This is a genomic window from Streptomyces sp. NPDC050842, assembly GCF_044456565.1.
Taxonomy (GTDB): domain Bacteria; phylum Actinomycetota; class Actinomycetes; order Streptomycetales; family Streptomycetaceae; genus Streptomyces.
In genome coordinates this window covers 65,177-84,367 of sequence record NZ_JBITGA010000009.1, presented here as the reverse complement: position 1 = coordinate 84,367, position 19,191 = coordinate 65,177, and the positions used below count along the sequence as shown (strand labels likewise).

The window sequence follows — 19,191 nt, the reverse complement described above, 5'->3', positions numbered from 1 at the left end:
GAACCCCGTACGGATCGTTGGCCGGATATGAACATGAAGAGCATCACCCTCCGCATGGTCACGGTCCTCGCCGTCGCCTCGGTTCCCTTCGCCCTCGTCGGCGCCGCTCACGCCGCCGACAGCCCGAAAGCCAAGGTCGTCGCCGCCGACGTCGTGGAGGCCGAGGACGGGGTAGTGGGCACCCTGGCCCAAGACGTGAGGGATCTCCTCGGCACCGGCCTGCCCGGCAATCCCAAGGGGGGACTCGGCCTGGTCTCGAACCTGGCGGACGACCTCCTGGGCGAGGCCGGCACGGCGCAGGCGGCGGGCACCAGCGCAGTCGTCGCCACCAAGGACGCAAAGAAGGGGGCCGGCAGCTAGCTCGAGAACGGCGGGCGCGAGGCGGCATGGATAGGGCAATCGCCTCTGTCCCCCCTCGCCCCCCGGTCCGGAGCGCCGGCCGAGCCGGCGGAGGTGCTCCGGCTCATCGTCCGCGTGAGGCCGCAGAAGGTCACCGGCTTCTCCGTCTGAGCCCCGCCCCACGGCCCGCGGCCACCGTCTGCGGCCTCATCGGGCAGCGCCATGTCCCGGCGCCGCGCGCCCGCGTGCGAGCATGCTCCGGTGCGTGAACTGAGCGAGTTGATCGAGGTCGAGGACCCGGCGTGGCCGGTGCTCGGCGAGGAGTTGCGGGGCGCGGCCGTGCCCGTCGAGGTGCTGGACGCCGACGCGGGGCGCGCCGCCGCCACGCTGGTGCAGACGCAGGTGACCGTGCGGTCGTTCCTGGGCGCGTTCGTGCTGCACAGCGGCGGGGCGTTCGTCGACGACGGCTGGCTGCGGGTGTACGGCAGCGCGGCCGCCGACAACGACCGGCGGCTGCCGTCTCTCGCGAAGGTCAACGGCTATCCCCCCGTCACCGTCCCCGACTGGCGGCCCCAGGCCGGGCTCGTCGTGGCCCACGACGTCCTGGGCGGGGTGTTCGTCGTCCAGGGCGGGCCCGCGGACCAGGTCGGGCTGCCGGGTCAGCCCGGGGAGATGGTCTACTTCGCGCCGGACTCGCTCCGGTGGGACGCGCTGGGCGCCGGCTACGGGGCCTGGCTGTCGTGGATGCTCGCCGGAGGCGCGGAGGAGTTCTACGAGGGCCTCCGCTGGCCCGGCTGGCGCGACGAGGTCCGTGACCTGGACGGGGACCGGGGGCTCACCCTCTACCCGCCGCTGTGGTCCGCCGAGGCGCACCAGGACCTGGCGGCGACGAGCCGACGCATCGTGTCGATGGCGGAACTCCTGGACTTCGAGCGGGAGACGAGCGTGCAGTTCGACGAGGCCGACCCCGGATTCCTGGGGGCGGTGTGAGCGGCACGGTCACGCGGACCGAGCGGCTCGACCTCGTGCCGCTCGCCGTCGCGCACGCGGAGGAGATGGCCGAGGTCCTGGGCGATCCGGCCCTGCACGCGTTCATCGGGGGCGCCCCGCTGACCCCGTCCGAGCTGCGCGCCCGCTACGAGCGGCTGGCCGCCGGGTCGCCGGACCCCGCGGTGGTCTGGTGCAACTGGGTCGTGCGGCTGCGCGACGAGGACCGGCTCGCCGGGACCGTACAGGCGACGGTCACCGACGGCGGGCGGGTCGCGGAGATCGCGTGGGTCGTCGGCACGGACTGGCAGGGACGGGGGATCGCCCGCGAGGCGGCCCGGGGGCTCGTGGAACGGCTCGCGGACCAGGGCGTACGCACGGTGCTCGCGCACGTCCACCCCGAGCACGCGGCCTCCGCCGCCGTCGCCCGCGCGGCCGGGCTCGCCCCGACGGAGGAGGAGCAGGACGGGGAGATCCGCTGGCGCCTCGACCTCCACGGGTGAACGACAAGCGGTGAACGACAAGCGGTGAACGACAAGCGGTGAACGACAAGCGGTGAACGACAAGCGGTGAACGACAAGCGGTGAACGACAAGCTCCCCCTTCTTGATCCACTTCATGTGATGATCCACCGAATGTGGATCCGCACGGGATCCGCGGGGGAGCGAAGACCATGGCAACGACCCATCCGAACGGCATCGATCCGACCGGCCCGACCGGTCGGCTGATCCAGACGGCCGACCTCAGGGACAACCCGGCACCGCAGGCCATCGCCACCGACACGAAGAACGGCTACGTGTTCGTCCTGCAACTGGAGTCGCAGGAGACCGCCGCGAGGACGTCCGGGAACCTGATCCTCAACCGCTTCAGCCGGCAGACCGGTGCCTACCTCGACTCGATGCAGCTCGTCGGCTTCGGCCACGGCCTGTCCCTGGGCGCCGAGCCCGTCATCACCGACTCCGGAACCTACCTCTGGACCGAGTGCGCGCCGCTGCGCGTCACGACGCCGGCGGATCCGACGGAGGCCGTCGCGTACGGCACGAGCGTCACGCGCTTCACGTACGACGGAGGCGGCGTGCTCAATGCCAAAGACCCCGAGCTGCCGAAGTTCACACCGCCCGGCGGCAGCACCGCCACCGGCCCGTCGTACGACCCGACGACCACGACCGCCACGGTCACCGTCATGCACATCCAGGGCGAGACGCGGTACTTCACCCGTTACGAGGCGGCCAAGGCCGCCGCCGGCACCTGGACACCGATCGGCGACCCCCTCGGCATCGCCAGGACTCAGCTGGCGGCGACCGTCGCCCCCAGCCTGCCGACGAAGCCCGCCCTGGCCGAGAAGCTCAGCTTCCAGGGCTTCCAGACCCTGGGCGACATCCTGTACGTGTACCAGTGGGCCAAGTACACGGAGGCGGAAGGCACGTTCCCGGGTCACACCCTGCTGAGGAGGTTCCGCTGGTCGACGGGCCTCCCGATCGACCAGGAGCCCGTGGTCGTCACCAGCGCCCCCGGCCTGGAGCGCCGCGAACCGGAGGGCCTCGCCGCCGAGATCGACCCCGTGACCGGGCAGCGCCGCCTGCTGTTCGGCTTCAGCAACAAGGTCCCGGACGGCGAGCCGGGCGAACGTGACGTCACCATCTGCTGGTACCCCACCGAGGCCCCCGTCGAAGGGGTCCAGGTCCTGGCCGACTGGGAGGACCTCGCCCTCGCCGGAGGCTTCCTCCCCGGGGCGGAGCGCCCGCAAGGACGACTCGTCGCCCTCGCCGGCACCACCTACCTCCAGCTCCGGGGCAGCCTCTCCGTCTCCCCCGGCCTGACCGAGGACCGCCAGGTCGCGACGCTGCCGCACCGGCTGCGCCCGACGGTGCAGCTCCGGCACAACGCGCCCCGCAACAACAACAAGGGGCGCGCGATCTGCCGCGTGGAGGCCAACATCCGAGGCGAGCTGTGGGTGTTCGGCGCGACCTCCGACAACGCGATCACCTGGGTCGACCTCGACAGCGTCTCCGCCGTCTGGCGCTGACGGTCCCCGGTCCGCATCACGCCGCCCGGCGGCGTCCCCTTCACTTCCCGATCCGGAGGATCACCCCATGACCACGACCAGCCGCCGTTCCTTGCTCGCCGCGGCGCTCGCCGCCCCCGTAGCCGCCGTCGGCGTGCCGCTCGCCACCGCCGCCCCGGCCGCCGCCGCGGATCCCCTCACGGGCTGCCAGACCGTCGTCGGCTGGACGGACATCGTCCCGGCGCCGGGCATCACCGCCGAGACCGGCTCCCCGATCCAGGCCCGGATCATCCGGCTCGCCGGCACGGAGTTCCTCCAGCTGCGCGGCGTGGCGCTCTGCACCTTCACGGCCGACACCGACCTCGGTACGTTGCCGGCCGCGGTCCGCCCGCCCAAGCTGACCCGCGGCATAGCCGCGCGGAACAACCACGAGGGCATCAGCGCGATCCGCGTCGAGGTGAACACCGCCGGAGTCCTCAGGGCCTTCGGCACGGCGACGGCGGCGGGCCAGCCGCCGTCGACGAACGTCGTGCGCTGGATCCAGCTGGACTCCTTCTCGGCCGTCACACGCTGACCCGGGACGGCGACGGCTAGGGCGTGCCGCCGCCCCACACCGTGGCGATCAGGGCGTCCGCCGTGCCGGGGTCGTCCGCGAGGCGGCCCGCCTCGCGGACCTGGTCGGCGTCCAGGGCGCCGGACTTCGCCAGTTCGATCGCCTCGTGGACGCCGTCGCCCTCGCCGTGCGCGAGCATCGTGAAGAACCAGCGCACCGCCTGCACCGGGTCCGGGTCGGTGCCGAAGCCGTCGCGGTACCAGCAGGCGGCGGCGTGCATCGCGCCCGTGTGGCCGCGCTCGGCCGCCCAGAGGTACCAGGTCAGCGCCTCCTCGTCGCGGTCCAGCTCCGAGAGGCGGTCGGCGAGCAGGGCGCCGGCGATGTCGATGCCCTCCCGGGTGGCCGTCTCCAGGAGGCGCCGGGACTCGTCGGGGTCGTCGACGAGCTGGGCGAGGTTCAGGCAGGCGTAGGCGTCCCCGGCCTCGGCGGCCGACCTGAACAGGTCCGCGGCACGGTCGTGGTCCTCGTCGACGCCGATCCCTTCGAGCAGCATGTACCCGAAGGTGCGCTGTCCGGCCGGGTGCCCGGCCCCGGCCGCCGCGCGGGCGTACCGCACGGCGTCGGGCAGGGCCGACTCGTCGAAGTACTCCAGGTAGATCCCGGCCAGCAGCGCGGCGGCCTCCGCCGACCCCGCGTCCGCCAGCGGTACGAGGCCGACGGTCACCTGCGTCGCCAGCTCGGCGCCCTCCGCGCTGCCGTCCATGGCGGCCCGCACGAACGCGTGCCCGGCCGCCACCCACTCCCCGGCCTCGGCGGCCTTCCGTCCCTCGTCCAGATGCATGCCCCGACCTTAAGGCCGGGGCCGGGAACGCCTGATGGCGGTCAGCCGCCACAGCAGCAGTACCGTCAGCGCCGCCGCTCCCGTCGCCAGGCCCGCCCGCAGGCCTGGTGGGCGGAACGTGCAGTCGATGGTTCCGGACGCCGGTGCCGGGAGGGCGAGCAGGCCGCCGTACGACGTCGGCCGGGCGCCCCCGGCGCACTGCCAGCCCGCGATGTGGGGGGCCGCTATGACCACCGTGCCCGGACCGCCCGCGGGGACGGTCGCGCTGATGCCGTCCCGTGTGGGGCGGATCGTCGTGGCTGACGTGGTGCGGAGGGCCGTCACCGCCTCCCGTAGCCGTGCGTGGTCCAGGCAGCCGACCTCGGCCTTCCCTCCGCCGCCCGGGGCCTCCACCTTCGTGCCCGCCGTGCGTTGGATCCCCAGTGACGTCATGGCCGCGCTGCGCTTCGGCCGGCCGCCCAGGAGGTGGGTCGTGTGCGTGCCCAGGCGGGCCGGGCCCGAGGCGTCGGGGGCCCAGAGGAAGACCTCGGTGCCGACCGGGCAGGCGCCCGCGCGCGGAGCCTCGTACACCCGGGCGCCCAGCAGGAGTTCCTGGTTGCGGAAGGGGGACGGGCCGTAGACCGGGGGCGGGCCCGGCGGGCGTGCCGTCACGAGCGGGAGGTACGTGTCCGTGCGGTCCACGGCGCCGTCCCGCCACCGCGCCCCCACCCCGAACACCGCGTCCGTCACCGGGTTGTCCAGGCTCAGCAGGTTCCGGCCCCGCGAGGTCCAGCCGCCGCCGAGCGCCGTCAGCGTCTCCGTGAGGACCGCCGGCGTGTGGCTGCTGTAGTACGCGGCGCCCTGACCGCCCAGGAGCAGGGGATCGTTCCCGGCGAACCGGGGGAGGCCCGTGTCCGTGCGGTACGCGGGCCAGCCGTCGGCCGCCGCCAGGGCCGCCGCCCGCCGCTCCTCCTCCGGACCCAGCGGGGGGTAGTCGTCGAGGCGGGTCAGTCGCTCGCGGTCCGCGTATGCCGTCGTCGCTGCCGCCTGGCCGAGCAGCGTCCCTGTGACGAGGAGCGCGGCCAGGATCCCGTACCGGCCGCGGCGGGGGAGGAGGAGCGCGCCCGCCACCGCCGCGAGGCCCGCGCCCGCGAGCAGCAGCGCCCAGCGCGTGACGACCTCGCTCGGCAGCGCGCCCGCCGCGAGGACCACGACCACGCCCGCGCCGCCGAGCAGCGCCCGGCGGTCCGGGAGGCCGTGGGAGACGGCCGTCCAGGCGGCGAGGACAAGGACGCCGGAGAGGACGAAGGTCTGGCGGTACGGGCTGCCGTTCGGGGTGGCGAAGACATGCCAGAGGAGGTGGGTCGGGCCCCATTGCATCGAGAGCGCGACCGCCGCGCACAGGGCCGGCCACAGCCATCGCTCGCGGCCCGGGACGTCCCGGCGGAAGAGCAGCGTCCCCGCGAGCAGCGGCACCGCCGTGCAGACGAAGGCCGCCGGGGTGGCGAAGCCGTACGTCGCCGGGAGCAGCCGGGCGAGGACGTCCGTACCGGCCGCCGGGTCGAACTCCCGGACCACGCCGGGGTGGGCGTGGCGGGACCCGAGGAAGACGGGGACGAGGACGGGCGCCGCGAGGCCGATGCCGAGTGCCGTCGTCGCCACCGCCCGGACCACGACGGTCCGTACGCGGAGGCCGTCCGTCGTCGCCAGGCGGACCAGGAGGACGAGGGCGGCGCCGAGCGTCGCCATGTACGCCGTGTAGAAGTTCGCCAGCCAGCAGACCGCCACCACCAGCGGCCCCAGGAGCGGCCTGCGGCCCTCCCGTACCCACTCGCCGACCAGACAGAGCAGCGGGAAGGCGATCAGGCCGTCCAGCCACATCGGGTTGTACGTGCCCTCCGCGAGCGACCAGCCGCACAGCGCGTACGCGGCGCCCAGGACCGCCGCCCACCACCACGCGCCGGCGCCGGGGCCCGGGCCGAGACGGCGCAGCAGGAACGTCATCGCGGCCGCCGCGACCGCCGTCTTCAGGACGGTGATCCCGTACACCGCGTACTCGATGTCCGCGCGGGGCAGGAGCGCCACCAGCGGGGCGAAGGGGCTCGACAGGTAGGTGCCGTAGTCGGGGAGGAAGCTCGTGCCCCAGCCCGCCCGCCAGTCGAGCAGCAGTCCGCCGTCCGCGCGCCCGTGCAGCAGGTCCCAGAGGTGCGCGTGGAACGGCACGAACTGGTTCGCGAGGTCGTTGACGGCCCGGTGGCGCGGCCCGAAGGGGAAGACGCGGGCGACGGCGTCCCCGGCGCAGACGGCGACCGTGGCGAGCAGGGCGGCCAGCAGGGACGAGCGCCTGGTGTTCGAAGAAGCCTGGGCGGTGTTCGGCATGACGGGTCGAATATGCCAGCGACCGCGCGGGAAAGGCCCGGCCCGGCAGGCCAGTTCACGCGATGGTCGCCTGCCCGTCATCCGGGCGGACCGGCCGGGTCACCGGGCTCCGTTGTCGTGGTCCGCGTGCTGCTCTCGATCGTGGTCCCGTGCTTCAACGAGGACGACGTCCTCACCCGCTTCCATGCCCGCGTGACCGAGGAATTCTCCCGTCTCGACGGGGAGTTCGAGCTGGTCTACGTGGACGACGGGAGCCGGGACCGGACCCTCCCGCTCCTCCAGGAGCTCGCCGCCGCCGACCCCGGCCGCGTCCGCTACGTCTCCTTCAGCCGCAACTTCGGCAAGGAGGCCGCGATGCTCGCCGGTCTCCGGCACGCCGTCGGGGACGCCGTCGTCATCATGGACGCCGACCTCCAGCACCCGCCCGAGCTCGTGCACCGCATGGTCGCCCTGCACGCCGAGGGGTACGACCAGGTCGTCGCCCGCCGCACCCGCGAGGGCGACCGGGTCACCCGGACCCTGACCGCCCGCCTCTACTACCGGGCGATCAACCGGCTCGTGGACGTCGAGCTCGTCGACGGCGTCGGCGACTTCCGGCTGCTCTCCCGCCGTACCGTCGACGCCCTCCTCGGCCTCGGCGAGTACAACCGCTTCTCCAAGGGCCTCTTCGCCTGGGTCGGCTTCCGCACGACGACGTTCTCCTACGAGAACGCCGTGCGCGAGGAGGGCCGCTCCAAGTGGACCTTCGGCAAGCTCCTCAACTACGGGCTCGACGGACTCCTCTCCTTCAACAACAAGCCCCTGCGGGCCGCCGTCTACCTCGGCCTGCTCCTCGTCTCCCTCGCCTGCGCCTACGCCGCCTGGATCGTCGTCGACGCCCTCGCCAACGGCGTCGACACACCCGGCTACGTCACGCTCCTCGTCGCCGTCACCGCGCTCGCCGGCGTCCAGATGGTGATGGTCGGACTCATCGGCGAGTACGTCGGCCGCATCTACTACGAGGTGAAACGACGCCCCCATTACCTGGTGCAGGAGACGGAGACGGGTCAGGAGGAGAGGGAGTTGCGGGCCGACACCCGGCGTGCCGGTGACTCGTTGTGGGAAACAGTCGCTCCGAAGTAGTGGCTACGGCCCCGGCGACTCCCTACCATCGATCACCGCAAGGTCGTTCAACTGACGCACGACCAGCCCGGGAGGCTCCTGTGCACCGCCGCGATCGCCGCATTGCTCTCTCCGTCTCCGCCGCGCTCCTCGCGGCGCCGTTGCTCACCGCCTGCGGGAGTGACGCCCACCCAGGAGCGGCGGCCGTCGTCGGCGGCGAGCGGATCGAGGTGGCCACCCTCCAGGCGCAGGTCACGGACGTGCGGGCCGCGCAGGCCGCCTCGCCGCAGGCCGCCCAGCTGCTCGGGGCCACCGGCGACCTCAACCGCCGCAAACTCAACGCCCTGATCTTCGACCGGGTCGTGAACAAGGTCGCCGACGACAACGGCGTCACCGCGAGCCGCTCCGAGCTCCAGCAGACCCGCGCCGCCTTCGTCCGCCAGAGCGGCGGCGAGGACCGGCTCGCGGACGCCCTGCTCCAGGAGCAGGGCGTGGCGCCCGACCAGATCGACGACGTCGTCCGCCGCAACGTCCTCATGAACAAGATCGCCGCCAAGCTGGGGATCACCGAGACCCCCGAGGGCCAGAAGAAGCTGACGGACGTCTTCACCGCCGCCTCGAAGTCCCTCGACATCGACGTGAACCCGCGGTTCGGCGCCTGGGACGACGCCCAGGTCCAGCTCGACGGCGGCTACAACGGTGCGCCGTGGCTGCGGCAGGTCAGCCAGGACCCGGGCGCGGCCCAGACCGGGGCCTGAGCAAGGCAGCTCGGGGCCGGGGGCCGAGTCCGCTCCCCGGTCGCGAGTCCGGTCCCCGGTCCCGAGTCCGGGGGCCGGGCCCGTCCGGGCCCGCGACACCCGGCCCGCCCCCGTCCGGGTAGGTTCGAGGGGTGACATCTGAGAGCCCCGGCCGCATCGTCCTGCTGACCGCCAGCCATCGTGTGGCGCCCGGACTGCTGTCCTGGCCCGCGTGGCAGGCCCTGCACGGCGCGGACCGGGTGCTCTGTCCCGACGAGCGCCACCCCCAGCTGCCGTACCTGACGGAGGCCGGGGTCGCCGTCGAGCACGTCCTGCCCACCGCGCAGGAGCTCGTCGAGGACTGCGCCGGCGGCCGGACGATCGTGCTGCTGCCCTCCGGCGAGGGCGACCGCGCCCTCACCGACGGGCTCGCCCGGCTGGCCGGCTCCGGCCGGGTCTCCATGCCCGACCTGGAGCTGCTCCCCGGCTCGTACGACCTGCCCGGCTCCCGCCTCCTCGACCTGGTGCAGGTCATGGACCGGATCCGGCGCGAGTGCCCCTGGTCGTCGCAGCAGACGCACAAGGCGCTCGCCAAGTACGGCATCGAGGAGGCGTACGAGCTCGTCGAGGCGATCGAGGAGGGCGACCGCGAGGAGCTCCGCGAGGAGCTCGGGGACGTCCTGCTCCAGGTCGTCTTCCACGCCCGGATCGCCGAGGAGGACCCGGAGGAGCCGTTCTCCGTGGACGACGTCGCCGGGACGATCGTCGAGAAGCTGATCCACCGGCACCCGCACGTCTTCGGGGACGCGACCGCCGAGACCCCGGAAGAGGTCAAGGCGCACTGGCTGCGGACCAAGGCCGTCGAGAAGCAGCGGGAGTCCGTGACCGACGGCGTGCCGCTCGGGCAGCCCGGGCTCGCGCTCGCCGCGAAGCTGGCGGGCCGCGTCCGGACGGCGGGGCTCGACGTGCCGCTGCCGGAGGGCGAGGGCATCGGGTACGAGCTGCTCGGCCTCGTCGCACGGGCGGAGGCGACCGGCGTGGACCCGGAAGCTGCCCTGCGCGCGGCGGCCCGGACGTACCGCGACGCGATCCGCGCGGCGGAGGGGCTGTGACGGAGCCGAAGGAGCTCCGGCGGCCGGCCGCCGCCAGGCAGTGGATCCAGATGATCCCGATCGCCCTGTTCGGCACGGCGAAGGCGCTGGACGACGCTTCGGCGTGGTGGGTGCGGGCCCTCTGCGCGCTGTTCGCGCTGTGGGCCGTCACGGGGCTGGTGCGGGTGGCCGTGTGGCGCCTGCGCAGGCGCGCCCGCGTCGTCGCCCGCTTCCGCCGGGCCTGAACCCCCGGCTCAGGACTCGCGCGGGGCGCGGGCCTCGGGGTCGTGCCAGTGGAGTTGGGGCGGGCCGAGGAGGCGTTCGGCCGCGGTGCTCGGGCGGGTCGAGAAACGGCCGATCGCCGGCAGCGTGTCCTGGTGGATCCGGTCCGGGTCGGTGCCGAGCTCCGTCAGGACCTCGGTGACCTCCGTCAGGAAGCCGGGCGGCCCGGCGAGGTAGACCTCGTGCGCGGGCCACTGCCCGCAGGCCTGGAGCGCGTGGACGAGGCGTTCGGTCGCCTGGTCGCGTCGGCGCCCGGGGGCAGCCGTGATGTAGGTGACGTTCAGTCCGGGGAGACGTTCCTTCAGGGACTCGGCGTCGGGGCGCCCGTACAGATGGTCCTTCGCGCGGGCCACGACGAACAGCCGGCCCTCAAGGTCCGGCTCCGTCTCGGTGGCCTCCTCCAGGAGGGCCCGCACCGGCGCCCAGCCCGTACCCGCGCATATATACGTGCGGAGTCCGCCCGAAGGCGTCCGTGACGTGAGGCCGCCGCCGGCGGCGCTGAGCCGCAGGACCTCGCCGGGACCGGTCTCCTCGACGAGCGCCGTGCTCATCGCGCCGCCGGGGATCCGGCTCACATGGAGGTCGAGCGTGCCGTCGTCACGGGGCGCGTTCGCGACGGAGTAGGTGCGCCAGACGCGCGGGACGCGCAGCGAGCTGACGCTGACGTACTGGCCGGGGACATAGGGGAAGGGCTGCCGGGGCCGCAGGGTCAGGACGGCCAGGCTGTCGCCGTACCGCTCGTGGCGGACGACGTCCGCGTCCCACCAGGCGGGCTCGCCTGCCCCGGCGGCCTCGTCGGCGCCCGCCTGCATCAGCTCGACCACGAGCCCGTACGCCTCCGTCCAGGCCTTCTCCGCCTCGATGGTCCACGCGGACCCGGCGGCGTGCGCGAAGGCGCCGATCAGGCTCTCGCCGACGGCGGCGTACAGCGCGGGCGAGGCGAGGAACTTGCGGTGGTCGCGGCCCAGGTGCCCCAGATAGGCGGCGAGGGCGGGGTCCTCCAGGTGGGTCACCACATGCGTCAGCGCGGCGAAGAGCCGGTCCCGCTGCGGGACCATGTCCTCGGGGAAGAGCTCGCGCACTCCCGGGTTGTTCCAGAAGAGGTGCGAGTAGAAGAAGGTGACGGCGTGCTCGGCCCGTCTCTCGACGATCGCGAACGTGCTTCTGATCTGCTGGGGATCCACTGACATGAATCTAGGGCACGTCCGGCACCTCATGATCACAGGTTCTCCATACATGCGCCCCGCCTGTGACCCGGAGCCCTCCCTGTACGGTCGGGGAGTGAGTACCAGCCCCGCCCCCGAGCTCTTCACCTGGGAGTTCGCCAGCGATCCCTACCCCGCCTACGCCTGGCTGCGGGAGCACGCGCCCGTGCACCGCACCAGACTGCCCAGCGGGGTCGAGGCCTGGCTCGTGACCCGGTACGCGGACGCCCGGCAGGCCCTCGCCGACCAGCGTCTCTCCAAGAACCCGGCGCACCACGACGAGTCCCCGCACGCGAAGGGGAAGACGGGCATCCCGGGCGAGCGCAAGGCCGAGCTGATGACGCATCTGCTCAACATCGACCCGCCGGACCACACCCGGCTGCGGCGGCTCGTGTCGAAGGCCTTCACGCCGCGCCGGGTCGCGGAGTTCGCGCCGCGCGTGCAGGAGCTGACCGACCGGCTCATGGACGACTTCGTGGAGAAGGGGAGCGCCGACCTCATCCACGAGTTCGCGTTCCCGCTCCCCATCTACGCGATCTGCGACCTGCTCGGCGTGCCCCCGGAGGACCAGGACGACTTCCGGGACTGGGCCGGGATGATGATCCGGCACGGCGGCGGGCCGCGCGGCGGGGTCGCCCGGTCGGTGAAGAAGATGCGCGGCTATCTCGCGGAGCTGATCCACCGCAAGCGCGAGGAGCCGGGCGAGGACCTCATCTCGGGGCTCATCAGGGCCTCCGACCACGGTGAGCACCTCACCGAGAACGAGGCCGCCGCCATGGCCTTCATCATCCTCTTCGCCGGTTTCGAGACGACCGTGAACCTCATCGGCAACGGCGTCTACCAGTTGCTGCGCCATCCCGAGCAGCGGGAGCGGCTCCAGGCCTCGATCGCGGCGGGGGAGACGGGGCTGCTGGAGACGGGCGTCGAGGAGCTGCTGCGGTACGACGGGCCGGTGGAGATGGCGACCTGGCGGTACGCGACGCAGGCGCTGACCGTCGGCGGACAGGAGATCCCGGCGGGCGACCCGGTGCTCGTGGTCCTCGCCGCCGCCAACCGGGACCCGGAGCGGTTCGCGGAGCCGGACACGCTGGACCTCTCCCGGCGCGACAACCAGCACCTCGGGTACGGGCACGGCATCCACTACTGCCTGGGGGCGCCGCTCGCCCGCCTGGAGGGGCAGGCCGCGCTGGCCACGCTCCTGACGCGCCTGCCGGACCTGCGACTTGCGGCCGACCCGGCCGAACTGCGGTGGCGCGGCGGGCTCATCATGAGGGGATTGCGCACCCTTCCAGTGGATTTCACCCCTTCCGCACGCCTCCTATGAGTTGACGGACCGTCAGAAATGTGATCTTCACGTGATCGGGGGTCCATCGACTTGTGACGAGCGTTCGAATGCCGCTACGTTTCCCGGCAGTCTCAGCCGTCACGCGAAAGGCCCTCCGTATGCGCTCCGGGAACGGAAGACACCGTCGCCCCCGTCAGGCCCCCGCCATCGTCGTCGCCGCGGGAGTGACCGGATCCGCCCTGGCGCTGCCGCTGCTCGCCAGTGGCTCCGCCTCCGCCGCCGACGCGGCGACCTGGGACCGGGTCGCCGAGTGCGAGTCCGGTGGCCAGTGGAGTGCCAACTTCGGCAACGGCATGTACGGCGGCCTCCAGTTCACCCAGGACAGCTGGGAGCGGAACGGCGGCCTCGCCTACGCGCCCAGCCCCGACCTGGCCAGCCGCGCCCAGCAGATCGCGATCGCCGACACGGCGCTCGCCGGTGGCAGCAACGACTGGGCCACCTGCGCGCCCATCGCCGGTCTGTCGAACGACGGCAAGGTCACCGGGGTCAACCCGGGCCCCGCCACCGCCACGAAGGCGCCCACGGGGCCCGTGGCGGAATCGAACCGGACCGCGGGCGTCCCGGTCGCGCCCTCGGAGACCGCCGCCGCCGAGAAGTCGGCGGAGGAGTCCGCCACGGCCACCCCGACCACCGAGGGCGCCGAGGGCGCCGAGTCGCCCCGTACCGCGTCGAAGACCCCCGCCGCGTCCACCACCCCCGTCAGCCCCACCGCGCCGGTCAGTCCGACCGCGCCGGCGACGGCGGCCACCACCCCGGCCGCGCCGGGCACGGCGACCACCCCGGCCACTCCGGTCGGCCCGGCCACGCCGGGCACCCCGACCACCCCCGCCGCGCCGGACGCGTCCCTGACGCCCGTATCGCCCGGGGCGCCGAAGGATGACGCCTCGTCGGCCACGCCCGGCACCGGCAAGCACCGGGGCGACGCAGCTCCGGAGGAAACCGGCAAGACGGACACTCCTGTCGATTCCGGCAGACACGCTTCATCCACGGACAAGCTGGCGGAAACCCCTGCCGCCACACCCGTCACTGACGAGGCGAAGAAGTCGGACACAACGGACAGTCAGGACGCTTCGGACGCGTACACCGTGCGGCCCGGTGACAACCTGTCCGAGATTGCACAGGAGAACGAACTCCCCGGCGGCTGGAACGCCCTCTACGACGCCAACCGCGGGACGGTGGGCATCGATCCGGACCTCATCGTCCCTGGTCAGAGCCTCGACCTGACGATCGGTTCGGAAGCGAAGGCGGAGTAGTTCGGGGTCATATGTCCGGTTCTGGGGAAGTGAGACATGGGTCTCTTCGCCCCAACTGGCGTGTCACGTCCGCGAACTTTGCTCCCGTCACCTCCCACCTGCACAAACGCCCCCCACCGGAGGGCAAGTAGGGGCGAAATTTCCGTAATGCGCCTCTTTGAACTTCCGGTGGGTCTGTGTCTACGGTCGTAACCGCTCGCCACCGCGGGCCCCGTCGACCGAAACGCCGAATCCTGCCGTCGGCCGATGGGAACGTCGCGTAAGCGCCGTAGGCAGGAGCGGGGGACCCAAGGTAAGTGCCGACCCCGGCCGTTGAGACAGACGGCCGACGATCGGCTAGGGGTTAAGTCGCGTGCTAGGACACGCGGCCGGACAACTCATTGGTCCGAACCCGACAGCTCACCTCGTAGGCGTCGGTGAGGAGAATCTCCATGCTGTTTTCCGGCAAGGGCAAACACCGTCGTCCCTCCAAGGCCACCCAGGTCGTCACGCTCGTCGGCGTCACCGGTGTCGCCGTCGCCGCCCCGCTGATGACCGCGGGCACCGCCTCGGCCGCCACGTCCTCGGAGTGGGACCGCGTCGCCCAGTGCGAGTCCGGCGGCAACTGGTCCATCAACACCGGCAACGGGTACTACGGCGGCCTGCAGTTCTCCGCCTCCACCTGGGCCGCGTACGGCGGCACCGCCTACGCCTCGACCGCCAACCAGGCGTCGAAGTCCCAGCAGATCGCCATCGCCGAGAAGGTCCTCGCGGGCCAGGGCAAGGGTGCCTGGCCGTCCTGTGGCGTGGGCCTCTCCGGCGCCTCGTACGACGGCGGCTCCGCCGAGAGCGCGCCGCAGCAGCAGGCCGCGCCGAAGCAGGAGACCCAGCAGCAGCCGCAGCAGCAGCAGCGCTCGACCGAGCAGCCGACCACCCGCAGCGAGCAGCGCCAGGCCCCGAAGCAGGCCACGCAGCAGCAGGCCGCCCCGAAGGCCGCCACCAAGAAGACGGTCACCACCCCGACCGGCAAGGTGGTCAAGAAGGGTGACGGCGAGTACAAGGTCGTCGCCGGCGACACCCTCAGCAAGATCGCCGAGGCGCACGGCGTCAAGGGCGGCTGGGCCGAGCTCTTCGAGCTGAACAAGGACGTCGTCGACAACGCCGACCTCATCTACGTGGGCCAGCAGCTCCACCTGAAGTGAACCCGGCGGCTCGGGTGAGTCCGGCGGCTCGCCCGACCCCTCTATGACCCTCCCGCGGTGACCACCCCGGTCCGGCGCACTCTCCCCCGTGCGCGCCGGACCGGGGTTCCGTGTATCCGGCGCCCCTTTCAGGGCGACCTGACGGTTACCGTCCAGTAGATCTGGGGCCCTTCGTCCCGAGATGCATGCCCTCGGGTCCTTTTTCGTCCCAGGGGGCGGGCGTCCGGCCGGCCGGAGCCCCGGAGCCGGTTAGGCTCTTGTCGCAAGGCCGAGCGACCCTGCACCGGCCATGCGTCACATCCAGCGTCACATCCCAAAAAGGAGATGCTCGTGCCGTCCATCGACGTCGTCGTAGCCCGGGAAATCCTGGACTCCCGAGGTAACCCCACGGTCGAGGTCGAGGTCGGCCTCGACGACGGCAGCACCGGTCGTGCTGCTGTCCCGTCCGGTGCCTCCACCGGTGCGTTCGAGGCCATCGAGCTTCGCGACGGTGACCCGAACCGCTACCTCGGCAAGGGTGTCGAGAAGGCCGTCCTCGCCGTCATCGAGCAGATCGGCCCGGAGCTCGTCGGCTACGACGCCACCGAGCAGCGCCTGATCGACCAGGCGATGTTCGACCTCGACGCCACCGAGAACAAGGGCTCGCTCGGCGCCAACGCCATCCTCGGCGTCTCCCTCGCCGTCGCGCACGCCGCGTCCGAGGCCTCGGACCTCCCGCTCTTCCGCTACCTCGGCGGCCCGAACGCGCACCTGCTGCCCGTTCCGATGATGAACATCCTCAACGGTGGGTCGCACGCCGACTCCAACGTGGACATCCAGGAGTTCATGATCGCCCCGATCGGCGCGGAGTCCTTCTCCGAGGCCCTCCGCTGGGGTGCCGAGATCTACCACACCCTCAAGGGCGTGCTGAAGCGCAAGGGCCTCTCCACCGGCCTCGGCGACGAGGGCGGCTTCGCGCCGAACCTCGAGTCGAACCGCGCCGCCCTCGACCTCATCGTCGAGGCCATCAAGGAGGCCGGCTACACCCCGGGCTCCGACGTCGCGCTCGCCCTCGACGTGGCCGCGTCCGAGTTCTACAAGGACGGCAAGTACGAGTTCGAGGGCAAGTCCCGCACGGCCGCCGAGATGACCGAGTACTACGAGGAGCTCGTCTCCGCGTACCCGATGGTCTCCATCGAGGACCCGCTGTACGAGGACGACTGGGCGGGCTGGAAGGTCCTCACCGACAAGCTGGGCACCAAGGTCCAGATCGTCGGCGACGACCTCTTCGTCACCAACCCGGAGCGCCTCGCCCGCGGCATCGAGGAGGGCACCGCGAACGCCCTCCTGGTCAAGGTCAACCAGATCGGCTCGCTGACCGAGACCCTGGACGCCGTCGAGCTGGCCCAGCGCAACGGCTTCAAGTGCATGATGTCCCACCGCTCCGGCGAGACCGAGGACGTCACCATCGCCGACCTCGCCGTCGCGGTGAACTGCGGTCAGATCAAGACCGGCGCCCCGGCCCGCTCGGACCGCGTCGCCAAGTACAACCAGCTCCTGCGCATCGAGGAGATCCTCGACGACGCCGCGGTCTACGCCGGCCGCAGCGCCTTCCCGCGCTTCAAGGGCTGACCAGCAGATCAGGGGCTGACACCTCTCCGTAGTGCAGCTTCCGTACGTCCCCGTACTCGGTCCCGTACCGTGTGCGGGGACGTACGTATGAACAGGGGAGGCGACACGACATGGCCGCGAAGGACCGGGACCGGTTCTCGACCGCGACCCGGATCAGGCTGCTCGGCGAGCAGACCGCCGCCCGTGTCTACCGCTCCCAGACCCGCCGTCAGGCCCGCCGCTCCCGGCTCACCGGCCGTGCGGCCTTCCTCGCCCTCGTCGTCTGCTCTCTCGTCGTGGCCCTCGCCTACCCGATGCGGAGCTACGTCTCCCAGCAGGGCGAGATCGCCGACCAGGAGCGCCGGGCGGCCGAGGCGGCCCGCCGGGTCGAGGAACTGCGGGACGAGAAGGCCCGCCTCCAGGACCCGGCCTACGTCCGCCGCCTCGCCCGCGAGCACCTGCACTACCTGCTGCCCGGCGAGACCGGCTTCACCGTGAACGACCCCGACGCGGAGCAGCGGCCCCGCGCCGACCAGGGAGCGGCCGAGCGCCCCTGGTACGACAACCTCTGGGACGGCGTCGACCACGCCGACCGCCCCTGACCCCTCCTCCGCGACACACGAGCAAGGCAACCGAAAAGACATGGAAACGCCCCCTCCGCAGACCGAACGCACCGAGCCCACCGAGAAGGACATCGCCGCCTTCGAGCTCCAGCTCGGTCGGCCGCCCCGCGGCCTGCGCGCCATCGCGCACCGCTGCCCGTGCGGCAATCCGGACGTCGTCGAGACCGCGCCGCGGCTCCCCGACGGCACGCCGTTCCCGACGACGTACTACCTGACCTGCCCCCGGGCGGCCTCGGCCATCGGCACCCTCGAGGCCAACGGGGTCATGAAGGAGATGCAGGCCCGGCTCGCCACGGACCCGGAGCTCGCCGCCGCCTACCGGGCCGCGCACGAGGACTACATCGCCCGCCGTGACGCGATCGAGGTCCTGGAGGGCTTCCCGAGCGCCGGCGGCATGCCGGACCGCGTCAAGTGCCTGCACGTCCTCGTCGGCCACTCGCTGGCCGCGGGACCGGGCGTCAACCCGTTCGGCGACGAGGCCCTCGCGATGCTGCCGGAGTGGTGGGCGAAGGGCCCGTGCGTCACCCCGTGCACCGACGAAGGGAAGTCCGCGGAATGACCCGGGTCGCCGGAATCGACTGCGGGACGAACTCGATCCGCCTCCTCGTCGCCGACGTCCACCCCGAGACGGGTGACCTCGTCGAGCTGGACCGGCGGATGACGATCGTCCGGCTCGGGCAGGGCGTCGACAAGACGGGCCGGCTCGCGCCCGAGGCGCTGGAGCGGACCTTCGCGGCCTGCCGCGAGTACGCCGCGGTCATCAAGGAGCTCGGCGCCGAGAAGCTCCGCTTCGTCGCCACCTCCGCCTCGCGCGACGCCGAGAACCGCCAGGACTTCGTGAACGGGGTCGTGGAGATCCTGGGCGTCGAGCCCGAGGTGATCACCGGCGACCAGGAGGCGGCGTTCTCCTTCACCGGCGCCACCGGCGAGCTGCACGGCACGGAGACGTACCTCGTCGTGGACATCGGCGGCGGCTCGACCGAGTTCGTCACCGGTAACAAGCACGTCGAGGCCGCCCGCTCCGTCGACATCGGCTGCGTCCGGCTGACCGAGCGCCACGTCCGCCACGACCCGCCGACCGCCGAGGAGGTCGCCGCGATCCGCGCCGACGTCCGCGCCGCGCTCGACCTGGCCGCGGAGACCGTGCCGATCGGCACGGCGGAGACCCTCGTCGGCCTCGCCGGGTCGGTCACCACCGTCGCCGCGATCGCCCTCGGGCTCACCGCGTACGACTCCGAGAAGATCCACCACTCCCGGATCTCCGCCGCCCAGGTCGCCGAGGTGACCGACCGGCTCCTCGCCTCCACGCACGACGAGCGGGCCGCGATCCCCGTCATCCACCCGGGACGGGTCGACGTGATCATCGCCGGAGCGCTCGTCCTGAGGGAGATCGTGGAGCGCGTCGGAGCGAGCGAGGTCGTCGTCAGCGAGCACGACATCCTCGATGGGATCGCCCTATCCGTGGCATAGCGGGCATCTATCGAGCGTCCTGACGACACCCCGTCGGGAAAGTTCGTGAAGTTCTTCACAAGGAAAAGGGCCCTGATGGCGCCCGAAGAGGGTCCGGAGGGGGTCTTTGGGCCTTCCGAGGGGCGTCTCAGGGCCCTTTCGCAGGCGCGGAGGCCACTTCGCTCGTTGTTTCCATCGCGTGAACGCACCCGGTGGTTCAGCGTTAACGAGGCCTCTCCAGGCCAGTTCACG

The 19,191-nt window shown here is 72.4% G+C and carries 19 protein-coding genes and 1 riboswitch; of the genes, 16 read left to right on the top strand and 3 right to left on the bottom strand.

Annotated features, from left to right (window positions below):
• Window positions 1-33: 33 nt before the first annotated feature.
• The 5 genes from ACIBG6_RS28365 to ACIBG6_RS28345 all read left to right on the top strand — a co-directional run bounded on the left by ACIBG6_RS28365 (window position 34) and on the right by ACIBG6_RS28345 (window position 3,904).
• Window positions 34-360, top strand: a complete 327-nt coding sequence (locus ACIBG6_RS28365; RefSeq protein WP_399225490.1) for a hypothetical protein — start codon at window positions 34-36, stop codon at window positions 358-360.
• Window positions 361-600: 240 nt separating this feature from the next.
• Window positions 601-1,329 (top strand): DUF2625 domain-containing protein, encoded by a 729-nt coding sequence (locus ACIBG6_RS28360; protein ID WP_399225489.1) that lies wholly within the window; start codon window positions 601-603, stop codon window positions 1,327-1,329.
• Complete coding sequence (locus ACIBG6_RS28355) at window positions 1,326-1,829, top strand: GNAT family N-acetyltransferase (RefSeq protein ID WP_399225488.1); 504 nt, start codon at window positions 1,326-1,328, stop codon at window positions 1,827-1,829. Before ACIBG6_RS28360 ends, ACIBG6_RS28355 begins: the two co-directional genes overlap by 4 nt.
• Before the next feature lie 169 nt (window positions 1,830-1,998).
• Complete coding sequence (locus tag ACIBG6_RS28350) at window positions 1,999-3,351, top strand: hypothetical protein (protein WP_399225487.1); 1,353 nt, start codon at window positions 1,999-2,001, stop codon at window positions 3,349-3,351.
• 67 nt (window positions 3,352-3,418) lie between these two features.
• Window positions 3,419-3,904, top strand: coding sequence for a hypothetical protein (locus ACIBG6_RS28345; RefSeq protein WP_399225486.1), 486 nt, complete (start codon window positions 3,419-3,421; stop codon window positions 3,902-3,904).
• A 16-nt stretch (window positions 3,905-3,920) separates the two neighbouring features.
• Here the strand turns inward: ACIBG6_RS28345 and ACIBG6_RS28340 are convergent, their stop codons facing one another.
• Both ACIBG6_RS28340 and ACIBG6_RS28335 read right to left on the bottom strand, forming a co-directional pair.
• The gene (locus tag ACIBG6_RS28340; protein WP_399225485.1) at window positions 3,921-4,724 is read right to left on the bottom strand and encodes a tetratricopeptide repeat protein; all 804 of its coding nucleotides are present in this window, start codon (window positions 4,722-4,724) and stop codon (window positions 3,921-3,923) included.
• 9 nt (window positions 4,725-4,733) lie between these two features.
• Entirely contained in the window at window positions 4,734-7,082 is a 2,349-nt protein-coding gene (locus ACIBG6_RS28335; protein ID WP_399225484.1) for a YfhO family protein, read from the bottom strand.
• A 126-nt stretch (window positions 7,083-7,208) separates the two neighbouring features.
• Between ACIBG6_RS28335 and ACIBG6_RS28330 the strand changes: the two genes are divergently transcribed.
• The 4 genes from ACIBG6_RS28330 to ACIBG6_RS28315 all read left to right on the top strand — a co-directional run bounded on the left by ACIBG6_RS28330 (window position 7,209) and on the right by ACIBG6_RS28315 (window position 10,256).
• The gene (locus ACIBG6_RS28330; protein WP_399225483.1) at window positions 7,209-8,204 is read left to right on the top strand and encodes a glycosyltransferase family 2 protein; all 996 of its coding nucleotides are present in this window, start codon (window positions 7,209-7,211) and stop codon (window positions 8,202-8,204) included.
• A gap of 80 nt (window positions 8,205-8,284) precedes the next feature.
• The gene (locus ACIBG6_RS28325; protein WP_399225482.1) at window positions 8,285-8,941 is read left to right on the top strand and encodes a SurA N-terminal domain-containing protein; all 657 of its coding nucleotides are present in this window, start codon (window positions 8,285-8,287) and stop codon (window positions 8,939-8,941) included.
• 131 nt (window positions 8,942-9,072) lie between these two features.
• Entirely contained in the window at window positions 9,073-10,032 is a 960-nt protein-coding gene (locus tag ACIBG6_RS28320) for a nucleoside triphosphate pyrophosphohydrolase (RefSeq protein WP_399225481.1), read from the top strand.
• Window positions 10,029-10,256: a hypothetical protein gene (locus ACIBG6_RS28315; protein ID WP_399225480.1), complete on the top strand. Its 228-nt coding sequence runs from the start codon at window positions 10,029-10,031 to the stop codon at window positions 10,254-10,256. The genes ACIBG6_RS28320 and ACIBG6_RS28315 overlap by 4 nt, the downstream gene beginning before the upstream one ends.
• A gap of 9 nt (window positions 10,257-10,265) precedes the next feature.
• Here ACIBG6_RS28315 and ACIBG6_RS28310 read toward each other — a convergent pair whose 3' ends face one another.
• The gene (locus ACIBG6_RS28310; RefSeq protein WP_399225479.1) at window positions 10,266-11,483 is read right to left on the bottom strand and encodes a globin domain-containing protein; all 1,218 of its coding nucleotides are present in this window, start codon (window positions 11,481-11,483) and stop codon (window positions 10,266-10,268) included.
• A gap of 46 nt (window positions 11,484-11,529) precedes the next feature.
• Here ACIBG6_RS28310 and ACIBG6_RS28305 point away from each other — a divergent pair, with 46 nt between their 5' ends.
• From ACIBG6_RS28305 to ACIBG6_RS28275, 7 genes are all read left to right on the top strand, one after another.
• Window positions 11,530-12,822, top strand: coding sequence for a cytochrome P450 (locus ACIBG6_RS28305; protein ID WP_399225478.1), 1,293 nt, complete (start codon window positions 11,530-11,532; stop codon window positions 12,820-12,822).
• 185 nt (window positions 12,823-13,007) lie between these two features.
• The gene (locus ACIBG6_RS28300; RefSeq protein WP_399225477.1) at window positions 13,008-14,096 is read left to right on the top strand and encodes a transglycosylase family protein; all 1,089 of its coding nucleotides are present in this window, start codon (window positions 13,008-13,010) and stop codon (window positions 14,094-14,096) included.
• A 214-nt stretch (window positions 14,097-14,310) separates the two neighbouring features.
• A riboswitch (cyclic di-AMP (ydaO/yuaA leader) is annotated at window positions 14,311-14,524 on the top strand.
• A gap of 3 nt (window positions 14,525-14,527) precedes the next feature.
• Window positions 14,528-15,277: a transglycosylase family protein gene (locus ACIBG6_RS28295; RefSeq protein WP_399225476.1), complete on the top strand. Its 750-nt coding sequence runs from the start codon at window positions 14,528-14,530 to the stop codon at window positions 15,275-15,277.
• Window positions 15,278-15,601: 324 nt separating this feature from the next.
• Entirely contained in the window at window positions 15,602-16,888 is a 1,287-nt protein-coding gene (gene eno, locus ACIBG6_RS28290) for a phosphopyruvate hydratase (protein ID WP_399225475.1), read from the top strand.
• A gap of 110 nt (window positions 16,889-16,998) precedes the next feature.
• Window positions 16,999-17,469 carry a septum formation initiator family protein gene (locus ACIBG6_RS28285; RefSeq protein WP_399225472.1) on the top strand — a complete coding sequence of 157 codons (471 nt, stop codon included), beginning with the start codon at window positions 16,999-17,001 and terminating at the stop codon, window positions 17,467-17,469.
• Window positions 17,470-17,509: 40 nt separating this feature from the next.
• Entirely contained in the window at window positions 17,510-18,049 is a 540-nt protein-coding gene (locus tag ACIBG6_RS28280; RefSeq protein ID WP_317596014.1) for a DUF501 domain-containing protein, read from the top strand.
• Window positions 18,046-18,960 (top strand): exopolyphosphatase, encoded by a 915-nt coding sequence (locus ACIBG6_RS28275; protein ID WP_399225471.1) that lies wholly within the window; start codon window positions 18,046-18,048, stop codon window positions 18,958-18,960. The genes ACIBG6_RS28280 and ACIBG6_RS28275 overlap by 4 nt, the downstream gene beginning before the upstream one ends.
• The last annotated feature ends 231 nt before the right edge of the window (window positions 18,961-19,191 follow it).